The organism is Dyadobacter psychrophilus (assembly GCF_900167945.1).
Classification (GTDB): Bacteria; Bacteroidota; Bacteroidia; order Cytophagales; family Spirosomataceae; genus Dyadobacter; species Dyadobacter psychrophilus.
In genome coordinates this window covers 1159006-1184674 of record NZ_FUZA01000002.1, presented here as the reverse complement: position 1 = coordinate 1184674, position 25669 = coordinate 1159006, and the positions used below count along the sequence as shown (strand labels likewise).

Sequence of the window (25669 nt, the reverse complement as noted above, 5' to 3'; positions counted from 1 at the left end):
CCCTTGGTTATGAAAGAGAAATATACTTTGAACGATTGGAAGATGCGATTGGTTGGGATTCCCTTGCTCGCATTCCTGATCCCGGCAATCATCCATTTCGAAAACCTCATAAAGTTCAACATTATATTCGTTTATAATGTGCTGATTTCAGGGCTGATAACCTTTGCATTGTGGGAAGGAAACCGCTATATCATTGTAGCCATGCGCCGACACTTCCCTGATTACAATCAAACCGAAAAGCGACTTTTGAGCGAAGCCGTCCTTGCATTGGCCTACACATTTGTGGTCACATTGGTTCTCGACGAACTTCTTTGCAAAATATTTCTCCGATCGAAAGGGACAATGCTGGGATTCAAGATCAGTCTGATCCCGACCGTTTTGGTTTATCTCGTTTATGAAGCTGTTTATTTTTTTGAAGCGTGGAAAGCCAATGTCCGAAAAACAGAATCGCTTATGCGTGAAGGCGTTCAGTCACAACTGGAAGTGCTTAAAAATCAACTCGATCCGCATTTTTTGTTTAACAGCATGAACACGCTGGCAGCATTGATCGACGATGACAACACAGATGCGCAGGACTATCTGGAAAGATTGTCAGACGTTTACAGATATGTTTTGGTAAGCCGTAATAAAGACACAGTTCTGGTGGAAGAAGAACTCGCTTTTGTGGATGCTTATGTTTACCTGAACAAAATCCGTTTTCGCGATAACCTGCTGGTGGAAAAGGACTTATCCATCGCGGCTTACCAGCAGCATGTGACACCGCTAAGTTTGCAAATGCTGATTGAGAATGCGATCAAGCATAATGTTGCCTCCAAGGAAAACCCTTTAAAAATCACGATCAGAGAAGACAATAATTACCTGGTCATTGCCAATAATATTCTTGAAAAAACAGTCCTTGAGAAGTCGACGAGGGTCGGGCTTCAAAACATCATCAACCGATACAGCCTGCTGACAGAACGACGTGTTGAGATTACTCGAAGTGACAATTTGTTCAGTGTTAAAATCCCGCTTCTAGCGCAGCTGACTTAGTTTTTATAAGCATTATTATGAAAGTTGTCATTATAGAAGACGAATATCCGGCTGCCGAACGGCTGGAAAAACTGATCAAAAAACTTGATCCTAAAATTGAAATTATTGCTGTGCTCGAAAGTGTGGAATCAGCCAAGCGCTGGTTTGCCGGGGCGCATCAGGTGGATTTGATTTTTTCCGATATACAGCTCTCCGACGGGCTCAGTTTTCAGATTTTTGAAGCATTCCCCGCGCATAGCCCGATAGTGTTCACCACATCTTACGACGAATATGCTATTAAAGCATTTCGTGTAAAAAGCATTGATTACCTGCTGAAACCCATTAAGTTGCCCGAACTGGCCGATGCGATAAAGAAGTTTGACGGGTTGAAAGAGGACTTTTCACCGAAGTCTTATGCAAGAAAAGTCGAATCTCTTCTGGATAGTTTGGAAATGAGCAAAAAGGCGCATAAGACGCGTTTTTTGGTCAAAAATGGTGAACAGCTGATTCCGATCCACCAAGATCAGGTCGCTTATTTTTACACGGCTAATGAACTCGCCTGCCTGGTGGGAACAGACGGTCGGCAATATCTTGTGGATTACAAGTTGGAGGAGTTGGAAACTTTGGTAGATCCGGCCAGCTTTTTCCGTCTGAACCGGCAATTTATCGCAAGCGTAAGTGCGATCCAGAAAATCCACACATATTTCAACGGGAAACTAAAAATCCAGCTCCGCCCAGAAACCGCTCAGGAAGTAATAGTCAGCCGAGAAAAAGCCCCTGCATTCAAATCCTGGCTGGAAAACTGAGGGGGTGTGATGTAGATCTCATTGCTGCTAATGTCAGCCGATGCCCAGCATTTCATAAAGTTCATTCGTTGCGATCACTCGATCAAAACCCAGGTTCTTCAATGACTAGTAAGCTTTTTATCACCTGTCCACAGCATTCCGTTTGAGAAAATCAACCTGCTTCATAACAGTATAAAGCAAAGTGCTTACCGCTTCAACAGGCTGCCTGGAAAGTTGAACAATCCTCGCCTGATGCTTGAATAGCTCTGCCATAGCATAGTAGCAACTTATCCGTTGTATGTTTGGCAGCGGGCTAAAAAGAATTTCGGAAATATGGTTGTTTGGAGAGATGCAGGCGCTGAACAGGATATTCGTATCGACAACTACGATCATGGAAGAAAACGTGATTTGTTTTCAGCCCACCAGTTTTTATTAACCTGCATTGCTAATTCAGACGCGTCTTCGTCAGTCCCTTGATTTTGGGCGGCGATTTCGAGGATATTAATGTAGTCAATGACTTTTTGAACCGCGCCCATGTTGATGGAGTCGCTGGCCTCTATTATGATGCTTTTATCCTGACGTGTAATGACCATAGCTGTGCTTTTCTCAAATATAACACAGTTATGGTCAAGAGTCAATTGTATATTTTAAAAGCCTTACTTAATAGAATACCAATCTCTCAGCCTTACGTCGATCTTCGCGTCTCCGGCGTTTACCAGTTTTTTGAAGGCTTCGGTGTCGCTAAGGCCGTTTTGGCCGCGATAATGGTAGGGATAAACGATCTTTGGTTTGAAATCCAGAACGGCGGAAGCTGCTTCGGGTACATCCATCGTGTAAGGCAAATTCATGCAAACGAATGCTGCGTCAATGTTTTTCAAAGCGCGCATTTCGGGAATTCCGGCTGTGTCGCCACTGATGTAGACGGTTTTATCGCCAAACTTCAAAACATAACCATTGCCGCGGCCTTTGGTGTGCTTTGCATCCGCCGCCTCCGGCAAATTATACATCGGAATGGCCGTAATAGAGACATCCAGCTTGCTGATTGTCTGACCGTTAGCAACTGCAACAGCTTTCGCTTTGAGCTTTTCCGACATCATGTCAATGACAGCTTTCGGCGCTACAATGACCGCTTTGCTCAGATCCAGGGAATCCAATGTTTTAGGATCGAAATGGTCGCCGTGAATATCCGAAATGAGGATCAGGTCTGGGGCGGCAATGCCTTTGAATGTTTTCGTGCCGCCGTATGGATCCACGTAAATCGTTTTTCCGCCCCAGGTCAGGGTCATCGTGGCGTGGTTAAGCGGTTGGATTTTCAACGGTCCTTTTGACGTTTGCAGGTCATCGGCAGCGGGAAGTTGCGCCCATAGCGGAGCGGAAATCATTAGAAATAAGAGTGCAAATGTTGCTTTCATTTTATATCGAGTTGTTTGTTCAAAGTTAACTTTTTGTATTTATTTCCAGACCTTTTAAATTGGTTACATTACATTAATTCTGAAACAGATTTATGATGACGAAAATGAAAACACATACAACCAATTACTTCGATGCATTTATTCAGGTTGCCGAAGATAGCCCCGCCAAAACCGGCGAAGTTCCACCAAATAAAGGGCCGGAAAAATCAGTTGCGAACATTCAATTTGAAATGATCAGCAAAGAGCCTTATAAGTACACTTCCGACGATGTCTTGTTCCAGACTTATGCCACCCGACAAGGTTTCGACAAAAGCGACCTCGCCGCTGAACGCGAAAAATTCTTTTCAAAAGGTCAGGCCTGCCTGAGAGCTTCACCGCTTACAAAACGATACGGCTGGGGCGTCCACAGCAACTCAGAAGGAAAAGTGGCATTATACAGCCTGGACTCTCAGGAATACGAAAAGTTCTCAAACGATGATAAAGTGGAAACCGTAAAAGCAATGCGTTCCAAGCGAGCATAAGGACCGAAAAAAAATAAAATTTTTTTCTTTTGTATGTGACCCGGGTGAAAATGTTACGTCTAGTGATTTGTAATTCTAAAATTAAGACCTAGATTTGTTCACTAATAGTAAACTTATCATGTTTAACATTATCGCACGCAAAACACTTTTAGCATATTGTGTTATGTATCCGCAGGCTTCCAATGCATTAAGAGAATGGTATGAAGAAATGGTCAACGCGGAATTTAGTAGTTTTCAGGAATTAAAGGCTGTCTTTGCAAAGGCAAGTTTGGTAGGCGATGATCGGGTGGTGTTTAATATTATGGGGAATCATTACCGGCTGGTGGTGCGGGTTGTATTTGAATACAAAACGATCCAGATCAAATGGTTCGGAAACCATTCGGAATATGATAAGGTCGACGTTAAATCAATAAAATATAAACCGTGAAATAATGGAATTGAAACTGATTAAAAGCGATTCAGAGTACGAGCTGATGCTCGGATGGATCGATGAGCAATTTGATAAAAAGCCAAATCCTGAAAGCAAAGAAGGAAACAACCTGCAAATCGCTTTGCTCTTGATCAAAGCTTATGAAGATGTGCATTATAAAATCCCCTTTCCGGATCCAATTGAGGCCATTAAGCTTAAAATGGAAGAGAAGGGATTAAAAAGTAAAGATTTGGTGGATTGGGTCGGCAGCAAAAGTTATGTTTCAGCCATACTGAACAGAAAGAAACCCCTGACATTGAAACTCGCAAAATTGTTTCATGAAAAGCTAGGCATCCCTGCACAAGTGCTGCTCGGATAGCTGACCGCTAAAACTTCCGGCGCTGATATGGCGTTCCGGCTCCGTCTTCGCAGTAAATTTTCAGGCTGAACAGGAAAATGGCCCAGTTGTAGTTGCAAAACTGGTAGAATTCGGTGAGCTCGCGCCAGTTGAAATGTTTGAGGACGACTGATGTGACGCCATTTTTTTCGCTGAGTTCAAATGAGATGCCTGTACCGACCCACTCCGGATCCGACTCGATACACTCCCACTCAATCCTTTTGTTTTGGGATAATTCTACAATTTTCATCTTGGTGTAATCTTCGTCGCCAAAGCCGAATTCATTGACAAATCCAATTTCCGGCTTCACAACCAGATCCGTTGTCCATACAGCGGCAAGTCCTTCCTGCGTGGTAAGCGCTTCATAAACTTTTGCGACAGGAACTTTGATGTAATTAATGTGCTCAATTTTTTCCATTTTTCATGACAGGTTAATGTTTGCAATCTGCAAAGCTAACCTTTGATTTTCGTTGATTGGTTGGGCATACGGGACAACTCCCGGGGCGAACGGGACAATTATCGGCGTTCTGTTTTGCTGAAAGTGAAGTAACGATATTTGCCTAAAACGGAAATATAAACTGTCAATCTGTACACGCCCCAGGGATATTTGACTTCACTCACGAGTGTTTCCTGGATCATTTTCCCGCCCGAATCTCCCGGCTTTTTCAATATTTCGCTGATAACCCGACCGTCCATTTGCGGAGGGATGGGTAAGCCGTAAATTGCCAGGATCGTTGGGACAATATCCACATTGGAAGTTGGTAAATCTGTGTCTTTCAACCTTTTGAAATCGGGTCCTGCTGCCATTAGCTCGATATGGATCTCATAGGGACTCGATCCGCCGTGCCCTGCGACTCCGGTTGAAAAGTCGGTTCCGGCAAAACCTTTGGCATTCTTCTCATCATTCCAATTTGGGGCTACAAGAATGTCACCGGCCCGCTTATGATTAAAATGAACAGCGTCAAATGAAAAAGTGCCTTCTACCCACCCTTTTAAACTTTTTTCCGTTCTAGCTTTGGTAAAAACAGCGCCAACCCATTCCTGTTTATGAAGTGCCGTGACAATCTTTTCAATTTTTTCAGGATCGTGATCCTTCACATAAACAGAGCCCTCGGCCAGGATCACATCGTCCGATTCCTTGTCTTTTTTTAAACCCTCTTTTATTAAAAAATCACTAAGGTCCTGCTGTCCAACATTTGTTACGAAGCCATGATCAGTCGAGATAATGATGTTGTATTGCTCTTTAAGTCCCCGGCTTTCAATGGCTTCCAAAATTCGGCCAAATTGAGCGTCTACAAATTTAATGGCACTTACGGCCTCTTCCGAGCCTATTCCATGCTCGTGCGCAGCACCGTCCGGATCGGAAAACCAGATTGCGCTTACCAGCGGCGCTTTGATGTCCAGGCTATATTTCAACAATGCGTCCGTAACCCATTTGTGCCTGTTCTGATCTTCTGAACCCTCTTTTGAAACTTCACCCAGATCAGCCAAAACCAGGGATTTCATTGAGTCAGGCAGTATGAGGCCTGGGTTGATGATGGCTCCGCCACTTACTTTGTAATTTTGTAAAAATGCCTGTCCCGTCGTCCCTGAGCTAAAAACCATCATTCTTTCGCCTGCCGACTGAAGCACTTCACCCAGCGTAACAGCGGATAGCAATGGCTCTGAGTTGGCGGCGATGAATTTGGATAAGTCTTTATGTGAAGTCCCAATACTTTTCGTCTTGTTAACTTCCGGAAAGTAGACGGCATTTCCTAAAATTCCGTGCGTTCCGGGGTAAGAGCCCGTTGCATATGAAGCAGAATTCACTCTTGTTACGGTTGGAAAAACGCTGTGATGATGCTTTCCGACGGACGCTTTTTGCCTGAATGCGAACAGGTTAGGCATTTGCTCGCTCGTTATGTAATCTGGCCTTAGCCCATCGAAAAAGACAATGAGCGTTTTGTTCCTGACAGCCAATGATGGTGTGGCTGCGTTATGTTGCCCGAAGGCATGAGTTATTAATAATACAAATGTGCCGACTAAAATGCCTGCTGCTGACCGGATTTTCATAAAATGTCATGGTTATTTGATCTCGGCTGCCACTACTTTGTTTTCCGCACGGTTGATGCCGAAAATAATCTGCTTCTCCTTCGTCCAATGATCCATTGCGACCCCTTGCCCATGTACAGGAGCGGGAAGCGTCCTCACGTGTTCGAGCGTAAATCCCGATTTCGGCAAACGCATCACATACAATTCCGCCTGATCGTGTCCCGTACAATAAAGCAGTCCATCTTTGCCCCAGGCGCCTCCTGAATTGCTTTTTGGCGTAAAAAGATCTACAATTTGCTTCGGGAAAATCCATGATTCGAGCTGCCGCCACTCCGAATCATATTTTACCACCGACGTCCAGCGCACATCCCTGCCTTCACTGGCCTCTTTACCGGCATAATGCGCAAATCCGCCCCACCAAAAACCATCTTTTTGATCAATCCAGGTAAGTGAGCCGTGTTCGGCGATGCCAAAACTATGGTTACCAACGTGTTGCATTGAATTTACATCAAAAATTTCAATGGAACTTGCCATCGGAATTTCAGGATAATTGGTGTTGGCGCAATACAGTTTCCCTTTGATTACCACCCCGCTATTCAAATGCTTAATGCCTTCTTTTGAGCCATCCCACATAGCAATTTGTTTGCCGTCACTTTTGGAATGTTTGGTAATAGAGCTGTTGTTGATCACATAAAAATGGCCTTCATCAACAGCCACGGCCTGTTTTGCCTCGGTCACCTGAAATGAGCGGATCTCTTTTATAGATTGGGAAAAAGAATGTAGCGGAAGAAAGCTGCTGAATGCACACCAAAGTAAGAACGGCACATTGCGTAGGATCATGACGGCTGAGAATATTATTTGACCAATAAAATTAATCAAATAATATTCTGCACAATTTTACCTTAACATTAAACTTCCCAAGCACCCAAATTCAGTGTACTTTTTCTAATGCTGGCGCCTTGTAAGTGTAAACGGTGTATGGAAAAAGGAAGTGCGCAACCAGCTTGGAAACAAGGCTGGCGATCAGAATGGGCACAAAAAGCATGTAATTATCAGCAATAGCGCAGACCAAAAATATGGCGGTAAACGGCGCATGAATGCTGCCACTCAGCACGGCGGCCATGCCTATGACCATGAAATTTACGGCAATTAAATTAAGTCCGAAAAAGTGGTTCAAAACAGTGCAAACGATGAGTCCAAGGAAAGCCCCTATGAATAAACTGGGTGCAAAAACACCGCCATCACCGCCAGCACCGAGTGTGATTGAGGTCGCCAAAGGCTTGAAGATCAGTATTAATAATAAAGATAGTATTGTTGCCATGGCTGTCTCAGGCGTCAGCTTTATGAGATGATTAATCCCTGCATAACCTTCGCCGTACAGACTCGGAAAAAAGAAAACTAGCGTTGAAATCAGCAATGAACCTGCCAGGATCTTGGTGAGATCATTATTTAAAGAACCGAAAAAACGCTTGAAAAACAGCACGCTTTTGGTAAGATAAACCGCGTTAAACCCTGCAATAATCCCCAAAAGCACGAAATAAGGCAATGCATAACTGTTCCAGACGGAGACATTGAAATTGAATATTTGTTTGAAAAAGAAATAACGGGTCAAGATGTAAGAAACCAAAACGGCCGTGATAACGCTGGCGGTGTGAAGCTTGCTTTTTCTTTTGGTAAAAACCTCAAATGCAAACAAAAAACCGGCAACAGGTGCATTAAACAACGCAGTAACGCCAGCAGCCAGCCCGGAACACACCAGGTCCGTCCTGTATTTTTTAAGGTAATTTACCTTGCGACTTGATAATGCGCCTACGGAAGCCGTAGCAACCACAGTGGAAACTTCAATGCCCGTTGAGCCGCCAAAAATGACTGTCAAGAATCCATTGAAATAGTGGGAAGGAACCTTGTAAGCGGGAAGTGTATTGCCGTTTTTATTAATTGTATCCAAAACCTCCTTAATGCCTTTATTGGCCTTATTCCGGAAAAGAAACCGCCGCAGCATATGGATCGTCGTGATGCCGATCAGGGGCAGCACGAAAATAAGGTAAGGGTTTTCATGGATCTTTTCGAGCAAACTTTCTTCGTAATGTTCGGTGATCACTTTGAGCGTGTCCGCGATCAATGCGGAAAAGACGCCCGTAAGTGCGGCTGCAACCAAAACGCCGATGACCCTTTTGCTCTTTTTAACGTGATAAGATTTCTGATCCATGCTACATTAATATAAAAATACAATCCCCTCATTTCCATTTTGGTTCCGCTAAGTGGCACCTATTTGCCTTAACGGGTCGCGGGCCGGACTCGCTCAGGAAAAAAAATTTTTTCGTGTTTTGTCCAATTGTCCGCTTGCGAAGCATTACTGTGATGTAAATCAAGTATTCACTTACAAAACAAAACGAAAATGAGACAGCGAATTAATTTAATGGAGAAAGGTGGCAAAGCGATCAAAGCAATGTTCGGACTGAGTGGTTATCTTGCAAAATCAGAATTGGGACAACCGCTTCTTAATTTGATCTATTACCGCGTTTCGCAGATTAACGGATGTGCTTATTGTCTGGATATGCATTCCAAAGATCTTTTGGCAAAAGGAGAAGATGTGCAGCGGCTGTTGTTGCTGGATGCATGGCGCGAAGCTCCGCTTTACACAGACCGTGAAATGGCGGCGCTTACCTTTGCAGAGGAACTGACAAAAATTCCGGGTGGAGCAGTTTCCAATGAGGTTTTTGAAATTGCCCGAAAAGAGTTCTCGGAAGGAGAGCTGATAGACCTTACGATGGCGATTATCACGATCAATAGTTATAATCGCATTAACATTGCCTTCCGCACGACGGCCGGCTCCTATCAGCCCGGAAAGTTCGAGGTGCATCCATAGGCAAACCAATTTCACAATATCCACCATCAAAACATTTTAAAAAATGCCAGATTTCATGTTATTGTTCCGCCAGCCCAGCTTTGATTACAGCAACTTCACAGCCGAAGAAATGAAGGCGTTCAATAAGAGATGGGCTGATTGGGCTGGCGCAATTGCCGTGCAGGGCAAATTGACGAATCGAGGTTCACGTCTGCCTGAGGAGGGAAAAGTGCTAAAAGCAGGTGGCGTTATTACCGATGGCCCGTTTGTGGAAATCAGGGAACGTCTGGGGGGTTTCGTCATTGTAAAGGCCGATAGCCTGGACGAAGCAACAACCCTGGCGCACGGATGTCCTGCTCTCGATCGGGGTGGCAGCGTGGAGATCCGCCCGATTTATCGCCCAGCCTGATATTTACTTGCCATGGAAAAGGAGTTTTTGAAGCAATTATTTCAACAAGAGTTCACCAAAATGGTGGCTGTGATCAGTAAACTTTACGGATTACAGCACATTGAAACGGCAGAGGATATCGTAAGTGAAACGTTTTTACAGGCGACGGAAACCTGGGAAACGAAGGGTGTCCCGGAAAATCCGCCAGCCTGGCTTTATGCGGTTGCAAAGCAAAAAACGCTTACTTTTTTCAGACGAAATAAAATTTTTAATGAAAAAGTATTGCCCGAAATCATCGGGAATGATGCGGTAAGCGACGATGAAATGCTGAATTTCTCAAACCAAAACATAAAGGACAGTCAGCTGCAAATGCTTTTTGCGGTTTGCAATCCTGCGATCGCAAGTGAAGCGCAGATTGGGCTGGCTTTGCGCATTCTTTGCGGGTTTGGAATTGAAGAAATTGCCGAGGCATTTTTATCCAACAAAGAGACCATTAACAAAAGGCTTTTCCGTGCGAAAGAAAAACTTCGCACGGAAAAGATCAAAATGGAACTCCCGCCTGAGGAAGAAATTTCAAAACGGCTCGATAATGTGCTGCATATCATTTACTTGCTGTTCAGCGAAGGTTATTATTCCAAAACACAAAGTGAAATTTTAAGACAGGATTTTTGTCTTGAAGCCATGCGCTTATGTCTGATGCTGATCGATTACCCCCAGACCAATTTGCCCTCGACGAATGCATTAATGGCACTGATGTGTTTTCACGCGTCACGCTTCCATGCGAGACAAACCAGCGAGAATTCGCAGGTTCTCTACGAAGATCAGCATGAAAGTCTATGGGACCACGCATTAATAAATCAGGGAACGCATTTTCTCGCGCTCTCGGCTCATGGCAATGCATTGAGTGCCTATCATTTGGAAGCCAGGATTGCTTTTTGGCATTGTCAAAAGGATGATAGTGCCGAAAAATGGGAGGAGATTTTGCAGCTATATAATCAGTTGCTGCTTGTTAATTATTCGCCCAGCGTCGCGCTAAACCGCACCTTCGCGCTGTACAAGGCCAATGGCAAAAAAGCTGCGCTTGCGGAGGCGGAAAAACTCAGGCTGGAAAACAATCACTTTTATTTCATTTTGCTCGGAGAGCTATACAAAGATCTAGACAACGAAAAGGCCCGAATGAACCTTGAAAAAGCATTTTCCCTGGCAAAAACGCAAACAGAGCGGCTTGGGATAAGAGAGAAGATTGACGCGTTGTCAGTTTAGCAAAGGGTTATTAGGTTTCATCCTGCCATCAGCCGGGAAATAAATGGATCTCCCCGAACAATCATTGCGGTTTGTTAGGTAATCTAACAAACGTTATATTTGATTGTTAACACACTATTATAAATGAATGCTTTTCATCTGAGAATGCTCCTGGCTGCCAGAAGACAGCTTTTGCGGGATATGTCTAAGCAAATGTCCCAGGATCAAATTGACCGACTGCTGGATCAGATTGCAGTTTTGGTCAAACTTATAGAGCAGTTGGAAAAGAAGTGAAGTCGACGTTTTTAATAAATCGTAATTGGTATGGAGGTTGACGAAAAGACTGAGTTAAGTAAAAAAATTGAAGCATTACTAGCTGAGGGTGATGCTGCCATTGCGGACGCCCGCTCGTACTTGATCAGCCAGGGTGAATTAGTGGACTTGTCTGAGTGGGTTACCGTTAAAGAATATTGTCTGCGGTTTGGGATCAAGAATGTGGAGACAGTACTCAACTGGATCAGCAGAGGCATTGTACCTAAGGAAAACATTATGGTCGTTGAAGAATTTAACAATACGAAACTAATCAAGGCGATTCCCTACTCTGTGCGTAGCGCAAAGGTTTCCTAAATGCACACAAGTTCCGATCCATTAAATCCTTCCTCTCATCGCGATCGCTATTCAGCTTTGGTACAGATCTTTCAGCAGACCCATCATATGTACATTAATATCCCATTGGTTGGCGACGGGCGTTTGCGAGTAGGGCAATAACGGCATATACGTGGCGGGGCCGAACTCTGTTGTAACTGTAAGCGGCGTGTTTTTCGCATTGTGTACAGCAACCACCTGATCCCACCATTGCAAATGTTTTTCCAAGGTTTCTGCCCACTCCGGGGCGCGCGGATCATTCACTTGCGGACCTTCCGGGTGTCCTACCCTGCTGTGAATATGGTCTGTATGGGCTATGGCCAGTGCAATTTCCTCGGCCTGATCTTCCAGCAATGATTCATGCACATTACACCAATGCGATATGTCCAGCGTGATGCGCAGGTTTGAAATTCGTGTGAGATACTGATGGGTAACGTGCGCAGCATATAAGCTTTTCCCGCGATGCGTTTCATGAATAATGCGAATGCCCGATTCCGCAGCAAGCGCCGCAGCTAGATCAAAAAGCCGCTTGTTATGGTCAAAACTAAAATAATCTTTTCCCGTCTGACAATTGATAAACACCGGCTTGGCCGCAATCAGATTTCTGAGGTATTTCTCGTAATTGGCGGCATGCAAATTAATATCCCGCTCAAACGACTGCCAATATTGACCGATCAGTTCCAGACCATGCTTCGCCAGTGCTTCCAGAATTTCGTCTGTTTCTTTTTTTTCAAAAGGCAGCGCCATTTCCACACCGTCGTAACCTGCGGATTTTACATTGTTACAAAAAGTGTCAAATGGAAGCGTGTTGCCCCATTGGGGCGCATAAAACTTGATTTTCATGTCTTGATCGTGGTGGATTCCTTGGAAAAAGACCAGCACAATCCGCAATCTACCGCCCTTGAGTCAGTCCAGCCATATTTTTAATATATTTAGGATGACATAGACCCGGAAGCGACAAATGAGAGACCTGATAAAAATAAATGCCCTTTCTAAACAACCCAAATACCAGCAGATAACGAATGAGGTGATTGCTTCCATCGAAAAAGGCACATTGAATCACGGACAGCAATTACCGTCGATCAGCGAACTGTCCAGCTGGCAAAACGTGGCGAAAGTAACAGTTGCGAAGGCTTACGAAGACCTGAGAAAAAGAGGTGTGATCCAGGCAAAACATGGCAAAGGGTTTTATGTGGCCAACACGGCGGTAAGAAGCGCGCTCAATGTTTTCCTGCTCTTTGATACATTAAACGCTTATAAGGAAACCTTATATTTTGCCCTCAAATCCCGGCTTCCGGAAGGAACGCAGCTCAGCTTATTTTTCCATCATTACGACCGCAAGTTGTTCGACGACCTGATTGCCAACAACTTGAATAACTATAATTATTTTGTGATCATGCCTCACTTCAATGAGAATGTCTCTGCCACATTGAACCGTATCCCAAAGGACAGGCTCGTGATCATTGACAAGGCTGCGGAAGATGTTTCGGGTGAATATGCGGCAGTGTACCAGGATTTTGAAAATGATATTTATTCGGCGCTGGAATCAGGTCTGGATCTACTAAAAAAATATAAAAAACTTACGTTGGTGCTTGCAAAGGGCCAATTTCAGTTTGTTCCCGACGGCATTATTTCTGGCTTTAAACGCTTTTGCAAGGAAGCGAAAATGGATTGCCAGATCGCGGATAAGTTTAGCACCGGCATTGTCAGAAAACAAGAAGCTTACCTGCTTTTTGCAGATCGTGACCTGATTGATTTTGTGAAACATGTGCGTCATGAAGACTTGCTTTTAGGAGAAGAAATTGGATTGATCTCCTATGACGATACGCCTATGAAAGAGATTCTCGAAGGCGGAATCACTGTTATCTCCACCGATTTCGAACAAATGGGCCAGACACTCAGCAAAATCATTGATCAGAAACTAACAACAAAAACCGCAAACCCGTCCAGCCTCATTCGTCGCAAGTCGCTGTAAATTCTGCTGCTGCAAATGCTTCACAAAACAAAAAACAATATATTTGTTAAATAGTAGAGTGCAGTAGAGATAAAGCTGATATCATCATTTATATGACTTTATGAGGATTTATAAATTTGCGGTTCTCGGAACCGGCTTTTGGTCGGGATATCAGCTTGCGGGATGGAATGAGCTAAACAATGTAAAACCGATTGCATTCTATAACCGCAGCCTGGACAAAGCCAAAGCCCTGGCCGCGAAGCACGAGGTCGGGTTTGTTTACGACAATGTGGATGCGCTTCTCGATCAGCATGCTGCTGAACTGGATTTTGTGGATATCGTAACCGACGTAAACACCCACGCACTTTTCACCGAAAAGGCCGCTTCACGAGGCCTGAATGTGATTTGCCAGAAACCAATGTCGCCGAGCTGGGAAACATCGCTGGCTATGGTCGAGACTTGCAAATCGGCTAATGTGCAGTTTTATATTCATGAAAATTTTCGTTTCCAGGCACCGATCAGAAAGTTGAAGGAAATATTGGATTACGGTGTGATAGGCAAAATATTCAAAGCCAATGTTGCTTTTTGCTCCGGATTCCCGGTGTTTGATAACCAACCCTTTTTAAAAGATCTCGAAGAATTTATCATTACCGACATTGGCTCCCATGTGCTCGACATTTCCAGATATTTGTTCGGCGAGGCCGCATCATTGTATTGTCACACGGCGCGGATTAACCCCGCTATCCGGGGCGAAGATGTTGCTAATGTGCTCCTGCGGATGAAAAACGGCGTTTCTTGCTTTGTTGAAATGTCCTATGCCACCATTGCCGAGCAGGAATCTTTTCCGCAAACGCTGATCACCGTGGAAGGAGATAAAGGCATGATCCAGTTGCTGCACAATTATGTGATCAAGATCACAACCCGCAAAGGCACGGTGATCACGACAGCCGACCCGAAACCTTATCCATGGATGGATCCCGCATATGCGGTGGTGCATTCCTCCATTGTGGACTGTAACCGCAACATTCTGGATAGCATTATGGGGAAAAAAACTGCGGAAACCACCGGGAAAGACAATCTGGAAACGATGCGGCTTGTGCAGGCCGCTTACCAGTCTGCCCGGGAAAATATAGTTATCAACTTTTAACTGCTCACCTTATGCTGCTTCACGCCGGTCCTGTTCAAGCTGATTATGCGGAGGGAAACCTTCGCTACATCCGCATTGGAAATCAGGAAGTTGTACGAATGATTTACTTCGCTATCCGTGATCGCAACTGGAACACATTACTGGCTGAGATCAGCGCCGAAGAAGTCAAACACAATGCGGATTCGTTCTCGATAAAGTTTACAGGCAAGGTTCGGGAAGACGGTTTTCAATTTAAGTGGAAAGTGAAAATCATCGGCTCGGCCGACGGAAGCATTCATTTCAGCATTCATGGCCAGGCCGGAAACACCTTTTTGAGCAACCGTGCAGGACTATGTGTGTTGCATGCCACCGACAAATTTGCCGGGACACCTTGCTGCATTGAGCATCCTGACGGCTATTTTTCGCATAAATATTTCCCCGTAACAATTAGTCCGCACCAGCCGTTTCTGAACATTCGCGCTATGGAATGGCCTGTGGGCAAAACAACCAGGGCAAGGCTGGATTTTGACGGTGATATTTTTGAAACCGAGGATCAGCGAAATTGGTCTGACGCTTCATACAAAACTTACTACACGCCGCTCGAACTGCCTTTCCCCAGATTGATAGAAACGGGAACACTGATAGATCAATCGGTCAAACTGACTGTAACGGATGCATTTACTGCGCAGGAAAATGATTTTGATACGGTTAGGATTCATCGAAACAATGCTTACACCGGATTTCCGGATATTGGTTTACGGCTGGCTTCAAATATCAGCGATAGCGAATTGGAATTTGTCAAAAGCTTAACAATCAGTCATTTAAGAAAAGCCATTTCGCTTTCATCGAAGCATTGGCATGAAGAGTTGCTACAAGCTTTGGAACATTGCCGTTATTGCGAAACCACCTTGGAACTGGTCGTTTTCTGTAATTCCAGCAATATCGATATTTCAGCGTTTTTAGATCTGGTTAATGTGCATGCGCATATTCTGAAATCGATCATCTTCTTCGACGAAACTTCCAAAATGACGAGCTCCGATCTCATTGCTCATGTAGTCTCAAAGATTCGGGAGCAAATGCCAAACGTCGAATTGGGAGGCGGAACAGATGGACATTTTGCCGACATTAACCGTAATAGGATTGATTCTACAACACTTGATTTTATATCATTTTCACTCACTCCGCTTGCGCATTTGAAAGATGATCGAACGATGATCGACAATATGCAGGCGCAATTTGATATGATAAAAGGCGCTGAGGAAATCGCTCCGGGGAAAAGATTGCATGTTTCCCCCATAACCCTGAAACCACGGTCCAACGCCGTGGAAGCCGATAACGAATCGGTTGAGAATAATTATGACACCCGGCAAACGTCCGATTTAGCTGCTGGCTGGACATTGGGAAGCCTTAAATACCTGACAGAAGCTGGTGCCAACTCCATCACTTATTTTGAAACCAATGGTTTCGGCGGCATTATCAGTGATGGTAATATTTATCCGGTGGGTAAACTTTTACAATTCATTTTAAACTGGAAGCCGGCTGAAATTGAAGCTACTTCATCGGACTTACCACTAAATGTCTCTTCACTGCTCATGCACCGGTCCGACAGAAATGAAAGCTGCCTGATCATTGCCAATCATACAAATGAAAAGCAGACAGTTATCCTGGAACCTAATAGTGAACTGAGATACCCAAAAATTATATTTACCCTAAATAATAACACGGACAGCGTCCTTGAAGGCAACATGTTGACATTAGCGCCGATGGGCGTGGTGGCATTGTAGGAAATTCATTGTTTCAAGGCAACAGGATTATTTCTAATTTGCCTGAAATCAATAAGAATTGACTTCCTAGCCCAACCAAAATGATTGCTATTCGCCTTATCAAACGCATTTCCGTCTCATTGCTGGCTTTGATGCCGCTCATCTTTAATTCCGTTTCCGCGCAAACCAGCAAATCTGATAAACCCAATATCATTGTTTTCCTGGTCGACGACATGGGTTGGCAGGATACTTCGGTTCCTTTTTGGACTCAGCAGACGCCATTTAATAAGCGCTATCGCACACCAAGTATGGAGCGCATGGCCAGGGAGGGCATGAAATTCACGAACGCCTACGCGATGCCTGTGTGTACGCCTTCACGAGTGAGCCTGCTTACGGGTGCTAACGCGGCCCGCACACACGTGACACATTGGACTTCACCGGATAAGGACAAAAACACCGATCATGAAGATCCGACTGTAAAGCCGGTAGACTGGAATATTAATGGTTTTAGTCCTGTTGCGAACGTTGCGCATACTTTTCACGGAACGCCTTTACCAGCCATTTTGAAACAAAGCGGCTATTACACCATTCACAGCGGTAAAGCACATTTCGGTTCCACGGGCACGCCGGGTTCGGATCCGAAAAATATGGGATTTGACATCAACATTGCAGGGAGCTCTATTGGCCATCCCGCGAGTTATCTTGGCGAAAAAAACTATGATAATGTTGTTAATGGAAAGTCCAATCGTAATGCTGTGCCTGGCCTGGAAGCCTATCACGGAACTGATGTTTTCCTGACCGATGCCATTACGACCGAGGCTTTGAAGGCCATGGAAAAGCCTCTTGCCGATAAAAAGCCTTTCTTTCTTTACCTGGCACATTACGCCATCCATATTCCGTTGAATGCCGACAAGCGCTATCTGGACAAATATTTAAAAACCGGCCTGGACAGCACAGAGGCAAAATATGCGGCGCTGGTCGAAGGCATGGATAAAAGCCTCGGCGACGTGCTGGATTTTCTTGATGCACGCAAGATCGCTGATAATACGATCATCCTTTTCATGTCGGACAATGGCGGGCTGAGCACTATTCCTTCACGTAGCGGACAAGCGTGGACGCATAATTTGCCATTAAAAGCCGGTAAAGGGTCTGTTTATGAAGGCGGAATCCGCGAGCCGATGCTGGTGCGCTGGCCAAAAGTCGTAAAGCCCAATTCCGTGGCCGATCAGTATGTGATAATAGAAGATTTTTTTCCGACAATCCTGGACGTGGCAGGCATCAAAAACCCTAAACTGGTTCAGCAAACCGATGGAAAAAGCTTTCTCCCCTTACTCAAAAATCCTGCATTAAAAGACGCGGACCGTGAGCTCGTCTGGCACCATCCCAACCGCTGGATTGCTGCGGAAGGGCCTAATATTCACTATGCCAGCGCTTTTCGAAAAGGAGATTGGAAATTGATTTATAATTACCGGGAAGGAAAGCTGGAATTATATGATCTTAAGAACGACATTGGAGAGGAAAATGATCTCGCCAATTCCCGTGTTGAAAAAGTGAAGGAACTCGCGGTGCTTTTTTCAAAACAATTAAAACAAATGAATGCCCAGTGGCCGGTTTTCAAAAGCAGCGGAGCGGAAGTTCCCCTACCCGATGTTATCGCGGCCAAACTTTAATTTTTTACTGACAAAATCATAAAGCGCTCGTAATATTTGTGCCTGGTCTCATCCTGAAATTCCTGGATCGTGAACGCATTCCTTTTTTTCATGATAAGATACACTGATAGAAATAGCCGGGATTGATTTTTATATTAATATTCTTAACAAAAACTACCTGATAACCTGATATGAGAATCGCCACTTATAATGTCAATGGAATCAATGGCCGGTTGCCTGTGCTGCTGCGCTGGCTTGAAATGACGAAACCGGACATCGTTTGTTTGCAGGAATTAAAAGCACCGCAGGAGAAATTCCCGGAAAAAGCGATTTCGGATGCAGGTTATAATGCGATCTGGCATGGGCAAAAAAGTTGGAACGGTGTAGCGATCCTGGCGCGGGGCATGGAGCTTAAAGAAGTGAGAAGGACACTTCCGGGCGACGACGAGGATGTTCATAGCCGTTACATTGAGGCTATTATCAATGGAATGCTGATCGGCTGCCTGTATCTGCCGAATGGCAATCCGGCTCCGGGACCGAAATTAGAATACAAGCTGCGCTGGTTTGAACGGTTTACCGCACACGCCGCTGAGCTGCTGGCGTATGACGTGCCCGTTGTCCTGGCAGGCGATTACAATGTAATGCCCACAGAGCTGGATGTTTACAAACCCGAGCGCTGGGTAGACGATGCACTTTTTCGTCCTGAAGTGCGCGCTGCATTTAAAAATATTGTAGACCAGGGCTGGACCGACGCGATCAGAAAATTGCACCCAAATGAAACGATTTACACATTCTGGGACTATTTCAGGAATGCCTACGGACGCAATGCGGGCCTTCGGATCGATCACTTTTTACTGAGTCCGCACATTGACGCACGACTTCTTGCGGCCGGCGTGGACAAGGAAGTTCGCGGCTGGGAAAAATCAAGTGACCATGCACCGACCTGGATAGAAATCGCCGATCCGGAAGAATAAAATTTCAACCGCTTACTAATCCTGACCTGCCTGTAAATAAGTAAGAAATTCGCCGCGCGCGTGATTGCTTATTTTGCTTGCATGAAAACGATAACACTAATTAACTGGGTGGCTGTCAGCGTATATGCGATTGGTATTCTGTGGACGCTGCTCATTTCAAAAACGCAAACGGACCGCGGAATGGCCCAGGGCATGTTGATGATGCTTTACATCCCGCTGGCCTTTTTGGCGTTGCTCAATTATTTGCCTTATAAAACAACGAAGATCATTGCGCTGGTTATCAATATTTACCCGTTGGTCATGGGCGTTTTTTACCTTGGCCTAGGCCGTGTGATCACGCAATATCAGACCAAAAGCTATGATCAGGAGTTGAATGAAAAGGCAAATGGCACCTATTACTTTCCAGATCCATTGCGGCGAAATCTGGCTGCCGCCATTGCCAGCGGGGATATGGAACAATTAAGAGCCGGACTTGAACAGCCAGTTCCGAACCTAAATGCAAGCGGGGAAGATCATGTAACATTGCTGGACTTTGCCGCCATGCAAGCCAAGAAAAACCCAAAGGAAAAAGTGCTGGAATCCCTTCAACTTTTGTTGGATAAAGGCGCAAAGATTGAAACAGACGATACATTACGTACAGCAACCCATTTCAATATTCTCGAAGACGATCCTGCGTTTCTTGAATTTTTCCTTAAAAACGGAGCGGATGCGAATGCGGTTGAAGCAGAACGGAAGTATCCGGTCCTTTTTAAAGCCATTTATCTGGATGTGAATGACCCTTTCAAAATCAAAAAGGTGAGCTTGCTGCTCGAACACGGCGCTAACGCCAATGCTTTTTCTCCAAAATATGACGATCAGGTGATTGTTTGTTCAGTGCTGTGCGCCGCGGCTGGCTCGGAAATGTGGGAAGTCTGCAATCTGCTGCTCAATCATGGCGCTAAGCCGGATTATCAAACCGCTGGCGGCTGGGATATTCGGAAGGCGGTTGCTTACCAGGACAAGCAGTTCAACAGCTGGGGAAAAACGCCGCCCCTGGAATTTACATCGCTGAAAGAACGGCTGAACGCTTTGCAATGAGTTTAAAAAGTAAAAACCCGGACTTGTCCGGGTTTCGCTTTTAGTAAGTAAGACTTTTCAGGTAAGCCATCGTCTGCGGCACCTGGGTTGCATAGCTCGGACTTTCATCCTCAATATAGTAATGCTCGATGGAGGACTTCTTCGCGGCTTTCAAGATCGCCGGAATATCAAGTTGCCCGGTTCCCAGTGCAACGTCATTTTCAACCGGCGTTCCGCCTGACATATTTCCGGCCACTCCTTTTTTAAGATCCTTCATGTGCATTAATTTGAAGCGTTTTGGATATTTCGAAATCAATGCTGCGGGATCTGCGCCAGGAAAAAACGTCCATAGCAAGTCAATTTCAAAGCTCACATATTTAGGGTCTGTTTTCTGGATAATGTAATCCATTAATGTCCCGTCTTCATGTTTTTCAAACTCATAACCATGATTGTGATAGCAGAATGTAAGGCCGAATTCGTCCTTTAACTGTTTGCCGATCTTATTAAAATCAGCAACCGTTTTTTCAGCCATTTCCAATGTAAAAGGCCCCTTGTGCGGAATCCAGGCAACTCTTACAAATTTAGCCCCCAAAGCTTTTGCGTTTTCACCAACCTCTTTTGTTTTGTCCAGCGCATCCGGATATTGCACGCCGAAAGAAGAACATTTCATGCCGCGCTCATCTAGAAGCTTCCGCAGTTCAGCAGCGGTTTTGCCGAATAAGCTTGAAAATTCCATGTCTTTAATGCCCAGCTTTTGCAGCGTATCCAATGTAGCAGCCGGATCTTTGGCCAGGCTTTTGCGGAAAGTATAGGAAACCATTCCCGGTGTTTCAGGAAAAAGCGGTTTTGTTTTCTGTGCAAAAAGCGGATTAACCCCCAATGCAAAAACGAAGGACGCAATCAGAATTTTTTTGATTTTCATTTTATAATCATTTGTTAAATAATGCTTTGATAAATTATACAATCACATCCCAGCCCTTCGCATACTCCCGCGACCACAACTTCGTCGCTTCCTTATCATTGAGAATGTGCCCGTTTGCAGGATCGCATTTCAGGGCGCGGCCTACGCGATAAGCAATGTTGCCAAGCTGCGGGAGTAAAGTGGATTTGTGGCCTTCCAGAATGGGGGCATTGATCTTTTCTTTTTCCCGGATCGCTTCGACGAAATTCACAAGATGCAGTCCATCAAGCTTTTCCAACGGGCTTACGGTGTTGGTGGCGTCAAAGGGCGTGTCGTCTTTCACCTCGGAGACCAGCTTATTGGCTCCGTCGAAAATCTGGTAACTGTTGGCGCCGGGATAAACGATCGTTCCTTTGTCACCATAAAAAATAACTCCGCGGGCGCTATCCTCCGAATTGTAACCATTGCAGCTTCTTCCTTCCCATGTGCAGCCAGTGTTATTGGGAAAATTGTAAGTAATCGTTTGCGTGTCAGGCGTTTCCCAGTCATCCTGAAAATGGAATCGCCCGCCAGCAGATACCACTTGTGTAGGATAGTCGACGTTTAGTCCCCAGCGGATCACATCCAGCTCATGCGTGCCGTTGTTCAATGCTTCGCCAGTTCCCCAGTTCCAGAACCAGTGCCAGTTGTAATGCACAAGGTTATCCTTAAACTCTCGGCGTGGCGCGGGACCTTGCCAAAGATCAAAATCCAGATTCTGCGGAACGGAGGTGACGACCCCTTTTCCAATGGATTTGCGGTTGTTGACATACCAGCCTCTGGCAAAATACACCCGCCCGATCGCCCCGCCGTGCAGCTTGGCGATCATATCTTTCACGTTGCTGAATGTCCTGCGTTGGCTGCCCATTTGTACGAGCTTCTTGTATTTGTTGGTTGCTTCTACGAGCAACTCCCCTTCCCTGGGGTTGTGGCTGCAAGGTTTTTCCACATACACGTGCTTTCCCGCTTGCAAACCCATAATTGCAGCAGGCGCGTGCCAGTGATCGGGCGCAGCAATAGCCATTCCATCGAAGTCTTTCTTTTCGAGCATTTTGCGGATATCGCTGAAACCCTGCGGCTTCTTACCAGTCAGTTTTTCAACTTGTGCAATGGTTTTCGCAAGCACAGTCGCATCCGGATCGCAGATATAGCCGATCTCCACATTAGGGATCGAGGCAAAAGTTTTGGTAAGAAATGCCCCTCGGCTGTTCGTGCCCATAACGCCCAGCACAACCTTATCATTAGGCTGACCATTGAAAGCAAAAAGATTTGAGGTGGTGAGTGCGCCGGCTCCGACAAGGCCTGTCTTAATGAATTCGCGACGGTTCTGCATAAGATATGTCTGGAAGTTTTCTTTAAGAAAGACGAAGATTTTCGATTCATACCCTACAAGCGGGCAGCTGTCCGTGTTAGCACGCCGGTTGTCCGAAAGCGAACATATTTTTAGCACTCATTTATTCGAAAATATTCCTTAGGAACCTCAGAAAGGGCTTTTCAAAAAATGGCACGACATTTGATCGACATTATCGTATCAAATAACAACTTGCTATGAAACGAACTTTTCTGGGGGAGTTTGAAGAAGTGATTTTACTCACCGTCGCCATCCTGGGCGAAGAAGCATACGCCGTAACCGTCACACAGGAATTGGAACAAAAAACGGGCCGCGTTGTGGGGTTCAGCTCCGTACATACCACATTGCAGCGGCTCGAAGAAAAACATTATCTATCCTCATCCATGGGCGGTGCAACAGCCGAGCGCGGCGGTCGCAGAAAGCGCTTTTTTACTGTAACTGCATTGGGACGCAAGGCATTAATGGAAGTGAAGCAGGTTCGCGAAGAGCTTTGGAATGCATTGCCGCCGCAGACATTGCAATTAATGGGCATATAATGAGCCAAAACCCTCCCAAGTTCGCCAAACCGCCCCGATGGGCCTCCACCCTCCTACGCTGGTGGGCCGACCCCAACACGGCCGAAGAAGTGGAAGGCGATTTGCTGGAAATGTTCGCTTATTGGCAGCAAACTGCTGGTTCAAAGCGGGCAAAATGGCGTTACGCATTGAGCGTGTTGAAGTTATTAAGGCCATTTACCCGGAAAAAGAAATCCTACGACTATCCGAAAACTTATCTATTCAGCCATATTATGATACAAAACTATTTCAAAATTGCCTTACGCAACATCCTGAAACACAAAGGATATGCTGCGATCAACATCGGTGGATTGTCCGTGGGAATGGCCGTTGCAATGCTCATCGGTCTCTGGGTTTACGACGAAGTGTCTTTTGATAAATATCACAAAAATCACGACCGTATAGTGCAACTGTTCCAATTCGTGACATTCGAGGTCGAAAAATCGACTTATGATGTGATGCCGATTCCGCTGGCAGGCGAGCTTCGTACCAAATATCCTGATTTCAAATCGGTGGTTATGTCGAAGCGCCTGAGTCAGGTTCTCGCGGCAGGCGATAATAAGTTTGCGAAAACAGGCAGTTCCGTTGAACCTGACTTTTTGGAAATGATGTCTGTCAACATGCTCGCCGGAACGCGCAACGGGCTGGACGATGCAAACGCTATTTTACTTTCCGAATCACTGGCCAAGGCACTTTTCGGAGACGCGGATCCACTTAATCAGCTTGTGAAAATTGATAATAAGGTTAATGTAAAGGTCACAGGTGTTTATGAGGATTTTCCAAACAACAGCACATTTAAAGAAACGCTGTATATCACGCCCTGGGAGTTGCTTCTCAATAATGATCCTTATGCCAAATCCATTGAAAATGATTGGGATAGCAACAGTTACCAGATTTACGCGCAGCTGAAAGATGGCGCCGACCCTGAACAGGTTTCGGCCAAAATCAGGGAAATCAGAACAAAAATGGATGACCCACCGCGTTACAAACCTGAATTTTTCCTGCATCCCATGAACAAATGGCACTTGTACGGCGACTTCAAAAACGGCGTAAATACGGGCGGATTAATTCAGTTTGTCTGGCTGTTTGGCATCATCGGCGTGTTCGTTTTGCTGCTGGCCTGCATCAATTTTATGAATCTAAGCACAGCAAGGTCAGAGAAACGCGCCAAAGAAGTGGGCATCCGAAAAGCGATCGGTTCGCTCAGAGGACAGCTGATCAGTCAGTTTTTCAGCGAATCGCTGCTGGTTGTACTTTTTGCATTCGTTCTCTCTGTGTTTCTGGCAGCGGCTGCATTACCTTTTTTCAATGAAGTTGCGCAGAAGCAAATGTCCATTTTATGGTTGAATCCTTATTTTTGGTTGCTGGGACTTGGTTTCAGTTTGGTAACCGGCATTATTGCAGGCAGTTATCCCGCGATCTATTTATCCTCTTTCCAACCATTAAAAGTCCTCAAAGGCAGATTTTCGGCCGGACGCTTCGCTGCGATTCCGCGTAAAGTGCTCGTTGTAATGCAGTTTACAGTTTCGGTTACGCTCATTATCGGCACTATCATCATTTTCAGACAGATTCAGTTTGCCAAAAATCGCCCTGTCGGATACAGCAAAAACGGGCTGATCGAAGTTAAAATGAACACGCCTGAGCTTTTGCAACATTATGAGGCACTGCGGCTAGATCTGCTCAACACCGGCGCGGTGAAGGAAATGGCCCAGTCTTCCGGCGTAATTACCACTCAGGATGGCGGCACTACGGATATTTCCTGGGAAGGAAAAAGTCCTGACACGCAACCGCTGGTCATGCACAATTCCGTCACGCATGATTACGGCAAAACCATTGGCTGGCAAATATTGCAGGGCCGCGATTTTTCAAGAACATTCTCAACGGATTCCTCAGCCATGATCCTGAACGAATCGGCCGCAAAATTGATGAACCTGAAAAAACCGCTCGATTCTTTTGTAAGGGCCAGCGGCAGGCAATATAAGATCATCGGTGTGGTAAAGGATATGATAAAAGAGAATCCCTTCTCGCCTGTGAGTCCGTCATTTTTTGTCGTCAATTATCGGAACATTTCGGTCATTAACATCAGACTTACGCCGGATATCAGCGCAAGCGAGGCAATTGGAAAGGTTGAAAGTGTATTTAAAAAATATAATCCGGGCAGTCCTTTTACTTACAGTTTTGCCGACGAGGAATATTCTAAAAAGTTTGGAACCGAAGAGCGGATCGGCAAGCTGGCCAGTTTTTTCGCGATACTTGCGATCTTCATTTCCTGTCTCGGACTATTCGGTCTGGCATCGTTCGTAGCTGAGCAGCGCACCAAAGAAATCGGCATCCGCAAAGTGCTGGGCGCATCGGTTGCCAATCTGTGGGGCATGCTTTCGAAGGATTTTGTGCTGCTGGTTATCATTTCCTGTCTCGTTTCCATCCCCATTTCCTGGTATGTCATGAGCGACTGGTTGAAAAACTATAAATATCATACAGAAATTTCCTGGTGGATATTTGCATTAACCGGGCTCGGCGCTTTGGGAATAACGTTGCTTACAGTGAGTTACCAGGCCATTAAAGCCGCACTTTTGGATCCCGTAAAGAGTTTAAGAAGTGAATAAAGGCACGTGA

28 protein-coding genes and 1 pseudogene are annotated in these 25669 nt (G+C 45.3%); 18 read left to right on the top strand and 11 right to left on the bottom strand.

Annotated features, from left to right (window positions below; all coding sequences use genetic code 11):
* Positions 1-9 precede the first annotated feature (9 nt).
* Entirely contained in the window at positions 10-1029 is a 1020-nt protein-coding gene (locus B5X68_RS11860; protein WP_082214885.1) for a sensor histidine kinase, read from the top strand.
* Between the two features lie 17 nt (positions 1030-1046).
* Positions 1047-1814: a LytR/AlgR family response regulator transcription factor gene (locus B5X68_RS11855; protein WP_082214884.1), complete on the top strand. Its 768-nt coding sequence runs from the start codon at positions 1047-1049 to the stop codon at positions 1812-1814.
* Between the two features lie 120 nt (positions 1815-1934).
* On the opposite strand, the gene B5X68_RS11850 is transcribed toward B5X68_RS11855, so the two are convergent.
* The 3 genes from B5X68_RS11850 to B5X68_RS11840 form a co-directional block, all read right to left on the bottom strand.
* Complete coding sequence (locus B5X68_RS11850; protein ID WP_082214883.1) at positions 1935-2186, bottom strand: PIN domain-containing protein; 252 nt, start codon at positions 2184-2186, stop codon at positions 1935-1937.
* Entirely contained in the window at positions 2183-2386 is a 204-nt protein-coding gene (locus B5X68_RS11845; protein ID WP_082214882.1) for a hypothetical protein, read from the bottom strand. Before B5X68_RS11845 ends, B5X68_RS11850 begins: the two co-directional genes overlap by 4 nt.
* Positions 2387-2449: 63 nt before the next feature.
* Complete coding sequence (locus B5X68_RS11840) at positions 2450-3205, bottom strand: MBL fold metallo-hydrolase (protein ID WP_082214881.1); 756 nt, start codon at positions 3203-3205, stop codon at positions 2450-2452.
* A 104-nt stretch (positions 3206-3309) separates the two neighbouring features.
* Between B5X68_RS11840 and B5X68_RS11835 the strand changes: the two genes are divergently transcribed.
* The 3 genes from B5X68_RS11835 to B5X68_RS11825 all read left to right on the top strand — a co-directional run bounded on the left by B5X68_RS11835 (position 3310) and on the right by B5X68_RS11825 (position 4514).
* Positions 3310-3726, top strand: coding sequence for a DUF6157 family protein (locus B5X68_RS11835; RefSeq protein WP_082215333.1), 417 nt, complete (start codon positions 3310-3312; stop codon positions 3724-3726).
* A gap of 118 nt (positions 3727-3844) precedes the next feature.
* Positions 3845-4153, top strand: a complete 309-nt coding sequence (locus B5X68_RS11830) for a type II toxin-antitoxin system HigB family toxin (RefSeq protein ID WP_082214880.1) — start codon at positions 3845-3847, stop codon at positions 4151-4153.
* 4 nt (positions 4154-4157) lie between these two features.
* Complete coding sequence (locus B5X68_RS11825) at positions 4158-4514, top strand: helix-turn-helix domain-containing protein (RefSeq protein WP_082214879.1); 357 nt, start codon at positions 4158-4160, stop codon at positions 4512-4514.
* Between the two features lie 7 nt (positions 4515-4521).
* On the opposite strand, the gene B5X68_RS11820 is transcribed toward B5X68_RS11825, so the two are convergent.
* The 4 genes from B5X68_RS11820 to B5X68_RS11805 form a co-directional block, all read right to left on the bottom strand.
* Positions 4522-4950: an SRPBCC family protein gene (locus tag B5X68_RS11820; protein ID WP_082214878.1), complete on the bottom strand. Its 429-nt coding sequence runs from the start codon at positions 4948-4950 to the stop codon at positions 4522-4524.
* A gap of 98 nt (positions 4951-5048) precedes the next feature.
* Positions 5049-6584, bottom strand: a complete 1536-nt coding sequence (locus B5X68_RS11815) for an alkaline phosphatase family protein (protein ID WP_082214877.1) — start codon at positions 6582-6584, stop codon at positions 5049-5051.
* Positions 6585-6596: 12 nt separating this feature from the next.
* Positions 6597-7403 (bottom strand): hypothetical protein, encoded by an 807-nt coding sequence (locus B5X68_RS11810; RefSeq protein ID WP_082214876.1) that lies wholly within the window; start codon positions 7401-7403, stop codon positions 6597-6599.
* Positions 7404-7494: 91 nt separating this feature from the next.
* Positions 7495-8772 carry a chloride channel protein gene (locus B5X68_RS11805; protein WP_082214875.1) on the bottom strand — a complete coding sequence of 426 codons (1278 nt, stop codon included), beginning with the start codon at positions 8770-8772 and terminating at the stop codon, positions 7495-7497.
* 189 nt (positions 8773-8961) lie between these two features.
* Here B5X68_RS11805 and B5X68_RS11800 point away from each other — a divergent pair, with 189 nt between their 5' ends.
* The 5 genes from B5X68_RS11800 (at position 8962) to B5X68_RS11785 (ending at position 11668) form a co-directional block, all read left to right on the top strand.
* A complete protein-coding gene (locus B5X68_RS11800; RefSeq protein WP_082214874.1) occupies positions 8962-9432 on the top strand; it encodes a carboxymuconolactone decarboxylase family protein in 471 nt (156 codons plus the stop codon).
* Positions 9433-9475: 43 nt separating this feature from the next.
* Positions 9476-9820: a YciI family protein gene (locus B5X68_RS11795; RefSeq protein WP_082214873.1), complete on the top strand. Its 345-nt coding sequence runs from the start codon at positions 9476-9478 to the stop codon at positions 9818-9820.
* Positions 9821-9832: 12 nt separating this feature from the next.
* Positions 9833-11062: an RNA polymerase sigma factor gene (locus B5X68_RS11790; protein ID WP_082214872.1), complete on the top strand. Its 1230-nt coding sequence runs from the start codon at positions 9833-9835 to the stop codon at positions 11060-11062.
* 123 nt (positions 11063-11185) lie between these two features.
* On the top strand, positions 11186-11335 hold the full coding sequence (locus B5X68_RS28910; RefSeq protein WP_170916635.1) for a hypothetical protein: 150 nt from the start codon (positions 11186-11188) through the stop codon (positions 11333-11335).
* Between the two features lie 30 nt (positions 11336-11365).
* Positions 11366-11668, top strand: coding sequence for a hypothetical protein (locus B5X68_RS11785; protein ID WP_082214871.1), 303 nt, complete (start codon positions 11366-11368; stop codon positions 11666-11668).
* Between the two features lie 51 nt (positions 11669-11719).
* Here the strand turns inward: B5X68_RS11785 and B5X68_RS11780 are convergent, their stop codons facing one another.
* Complete coding sequence (locus B5X68_RS11780) at positions 11720-12529, bottom strand: sugar phosphate isomerase/epimerase family protein (RefSeq protein ID WP_082214870.1); 810 nt, start codon at positions 12527-12529, stop codon at positions 11720-11722.
* Between the two features lie 118 nt (positions 12530-12647).
* On the opposite strand from B5X68_RS11780, the gene B5X68_RS11775 reads away from it, so the two are divergent.
* From B5X68_RS11775 to B5X68_RS11760, 4 genes are all read left to right on the top strand, one after another.
* Positions 12648-13661 carry a GntR family transcriptional regulator gene (locus B5X68_RS11775; RefSeq protein ID WP_082214869.1) on the top strand — a complete coding sequence of 338 codons (1014 nt, stop codon included), beginning with the start codon at positions 12648-12650 and terminating at the stop codon, positions 13659-13661.
* A gap of 100 nt (positions 13662-13761) precedes the next feature.
* Positions 13762-14787 carry a Gfo/Idh/MocA family protein gene (locus tag B5X68_RS11770; RefSeq protein WP_082214868.1) on the top strand — a complete coding sequence of 342 codons (1026 nt, stop codon included), beginning with the start codon at positions 13762-13764 and terminating at the stop codon, positions 14785-14787.
* An 11-nt stretch (positions 14788-14798) separates the two neighbouring features.
* Entirely contained in the window at positions 14799-16550 is a 1752-nt protein-coding gene (locus B5X68_RS11765) for a D-apionate lactonase family protein (protein WP_082214867.1), read from the top strand.
* 80 nt (positions 16551-16630) lie between these two features.
* Positions 16631-18199 (top strand): sulfatase, encoded by a 1569-nt coding sequence (locus B5X68_RS11760; protein WP_082214866.1) that lies wholly within the window; start codon positions 16631-16633, stop codon positions 18197-18199.
* Positions 18200-18202: 3 nt separating this feature from the next.
* On the opposite strand, the pseudogene B5X68_RS29555 reads toward B5X68_RS11760, so the two are convergent.
* Positions 18203-18321, bottom strand: a pseudogene (locus tag B5X68_RS29555) (transposase); the annotation flags it as partial.
* Between the two features lie 48 nt (positions 18322-18369).
* On the opposite strand from B5X68_RS29555, the gene xth reads away from it, so the two are divergent.
* Positions 18370-19152 carry an exodeoxyribonuclease III gene (xth, locus tag B5X68_RS11750; protein ID WP_082214865.1) on the top strand — a complete coding sequence of 261 codons (783 nt, stop codon included), beginning with the start codon at positions 18370-18372 and terminating at the stop codon, positions 19150-19152.
* A gap of 81 nt (positions 19153-19233) precedes the next feature.
* Positions 19234-20229 (top strand): ankyrin repeat domain-containing protein, encoded by a 996-nt coding sequence (locus B5X68_RS11745; protein WP_082214863.1) that lies wholly within the window; start codon positions 19234-19236, stop codon positions 20227-20229.
* 40 nt (positions 20230-20269) lie between these two features.
* Here the strand turns inward: B5X68_RS11745 and B5X68_RS11740 are convergent, their stop codons facing one another.
* Together B5X68_RS11740 and B5X68_RS11735 are read right to left on the bottom strand one after the other, a co-directional pair.
* Complete coding sequence (locus B5X68_RS11740) at positions 20270-21130, bottom strand: sugar phosphate isomerase/epimerase family protein (protein WP_082214861.1); 861 nt, start codon at positions 21128-21130, stop codon at positions 20270-20272.
* Positions 21131-21164: 34 nt separating this feature from the next.
* On the bottom strand, positions 21165-22481 hold the full coding sequence (locus B5X68_RS11735; RefSeq protein ID WP_082215332.1) for a Gfo/Idh/MocA family protein: 1317 nt from the start codon (positions 22479-22481) through the stop codon (positions 21165-21167).
* A gap of 215 nt (positions 22482-22696) precedes the next feature.
* On the opposite strand from B5X68_RS11735, the gene B5X68_RS11730 reads away from it, so the two are divergent.
* Together B5X68_RS11730 and B5X68_RS11725 are read left to right on the top strand one after the other, a co-directional pair.
* Positions 22697-23035 (top strand): PadR family transcriptional regulator, encoded by a 339-nt coding sequence (locus tag B5X68_RS11730; RefSeq protein WP_082214860.1) that lies wholly within the window; start codon positions 22697-22699, stop codon positions 23033-23035.
* A complete protein-coding gene (locus tag B5X68_RS11725; protein WP_170916634.1) occupies positions 23035-25659 on the top strand; it encodes an ABC transporter permease in 2625 nt (874 codons plus the stop codon). Before B5X68_RS11730 ends, B5X68_RS11725 begins: the two co-directional genes overlap by 1 nt.
* Positions 25660-25669: the final 10 nt, after the last annotated feature.